This window comes from Nocardioides pyridinolyticus, assembly GCF_054653575.1.
In genome coordinates this window covers 1-2,041 of the sequence record NZ_BAAIFY010000065.1, presented here as the reverse complement: position 1 = coordinate 2,041, position 2,041 = coordinate 1, and the positions used below count along the sequence as shown (strand labels likewise).

The following is a 2,041-nucleotide window of genomic DNA, read 5'->3' as shown; positions in this document are numbered from 1 at the left end:
AGTTTTCTTCCGTCACACTGGCCACTCTAGTTTCTGACTACGATGTTCGGTAGTAGATCGCGAGTGCGGGCATTCGGTAGCACGTCCGAAATGGTTGAGGTGATCGGTCATCTGGGAGACGCGTCTCCCGAGGCGCCGGAGGGGGCGTCGTCGTTCGAGTTCATTCGGTTCAAGCAGTTGCTTGAGCGGGTGCTTGGTCGCAGATCGATCTGGTCGAGTATGGCGGCTTGAAGCCGAAGCTGGATGACGACATCCGCCGACATGCGGCGGGATGACGCGCCAGGTTTCTGCGTCCCGACCACACCTCCGGCGCTCCGACCAGGTTCCGACATCTGTACTCAGATTCGGACGGGTTAGCGAGCCAAGCGGCGGAACTTGGTCCACCACCGAAGCTTGTCCTCGTATCGCATCGTCGCATGCGCTCCGCTGCTGTTCGGGACTACGAACACCCGACTGGGACCGATCGCCCACGGTTGCTCGCCGAGCGCCACCTCTTTCGGGCGCCGAAGGCCGAGTTGCCGAGCCGCGGCCCGCCCCGCGGTCAAGCCGTTGAACGCGACCCACTGCGGAGCCGCAGAGATGAGGTGGCCGGCTGCCGCTGCCACCCCGCCATAGTCCAGACCGCGGTCATGGCTCTGCGCGACGTCTTTGACGAGATCGGTCATGCCGATGCCGTATGAGAGCAGCGAGGCGTCGTCCTGAGGCGCCAGGCGGATCGGGGTGAATCCGGACTCGTGCAAGTGCCTTCCATCGACCGCTGCTCGACCGCGAGCGCCCCGACCTGCCGATCGGGGTGGCCTCGGCCGGCGAGATCGAGCACTGGGTCACGGTGAATGACATGTCTCCTGGCCGAGTCATTCTCGATGCCCGTACCCAGCGTGAGGAGCACCCTTGGCCGATTGCTGCCGGCGTTGCGCTCAAGCAGCAGCTGTACGGGCGAAAGCACCGCCGGAACCCGATCATCGAAAAGGCGTGGTCAGAAGGTCCTTGGCAGCAACTGGCGACGCTCGATCGGGAGAAGCGCACCTCTTGATCATTCGATCGCCAAGGGTGAGGACGGTCCGCAGGGCGTGGAACTGGCGCCTGTACGCAGGAGTGGGCAATGAGGGCCGGCTTACTGATCGAACATGACCAGTCGGGCACTGTTTCAGTGTCATCTGTAGTTCGCAACGCAGACGCGCATGCCTCTGTCTTCTCGCCTGCTCACTCCGGGTGTTCAGGGCCTGACGGTCCGGTGGTTGCTTCTGAGACGCACAAACCGCGGCGGACCCCGGGTCGAGCGGTTGCTCGGCCCGTCTCGGTGCGGCACGGACTGCGTTCGCCCCACGTGCGTCGGCTCACCGACCTGAGACGGTAGGTGTGGTCGGGTCCGCCAGCAACATGGCAACGTCCTCCGACTGGTCCAGTCGGAGGACGTTGCTAGAAGCGGGCTACCGCAGGATCGGGAAACGGCGCACCAGGTGGGTGTTGGCCCAGGCCCGGCCCAGGCCCCAGGTGTCGCCAGCCAGGGTGGCGGCGAGGACCACGACGGTGATCGCGCCGAGGATGTGGTCGTCGATGATGGGGTTGTTCTCGAGAGGAAGCGAGGCCAGCCACATCAGGAGGTAGAGCACGGCGCCGCTGATGGCCGCGATCCTCATGCCGATGCCGAGGGTGAGCGCGAGTCCGATCCCGAGGAGACCGGCCATGAACAGCCAGTTGGTCCAGCCGTCGCCGGCGATGCTGGTGAACGTTCCGTGGAAGGGGTTGTCCGCGGGTACGCCGAACGACAGGAAGCCGAAGGTGGGGCTGCCCCCGTTGACCCACGCGTCGGGCCCGAAGTAGTCGACGTTGCCGGTCTCGGCGCTCTTGCCGGTGGCGAAGCCCAGGGCCAGCAGCTTGTCGAAGAATGCCCAGAGGAAGGTGAGCCCGAAGCCGATGCGCAGGACGGCGAGTGCGCGGCGGGCGAGTCCATGGGTGACGAGGTCCTGTTCAACGAGGACGGGGGCGTGGGTGTGGTGCTGGACGGCGGTCATCTCAGTCTCCTTGTTCTCGGACCCTT

General features: G+C 65.2%; 3 protein-coding genes. 1 reads left to right on the top strand and 2 read right to left on the bottom strand.

What is annotated here, in order from left to right; genetic code table 11:
- Window positions 1-353: 353 nt before the first annotated feature.
- Window positions 354-665, bottom strand: coding sequence for a uracil-DNA glycosylase family protein (locus ACYQ0U_RS22615; RefSeq protein ID WP_459976142.1), 312 nt, complete (start codon window positions 663-665; stop codon window positions 354-356).
- A 128-nt stretch (window positions 666-793) separates the two neighbouring features.
- On the opposite strand from ACYQ0U_RS22615, the gene ACYQ0U_RS22610 reads away from it, so the two are divergent.
- The gene (locus ACYQ0U_RS22610; protein ID WP_459976141.1) at window positions 794-1,033 is read left to right on the top strand and encodes a hypothetical protein; all 240 of its coding nucleotides are present in this window, start codon (window positions 794-796) and stop codon (window positions 1,031-1,033) included.
- Between the two features lie 397 nt (window positions 1,034-1,430).
- On the opposite strand, the gene ACYQ0U_RS22605 is transcribed toward ACYQ0U_RS22610, so the two are convergent.
- The coding region (locus ACYQ0U_RS22605; protein ID WP_459976140.1) for a hypothetical protein at window positions 1,431-2,041 on the bottom strand (611 nt) is incomplete at its 5' end.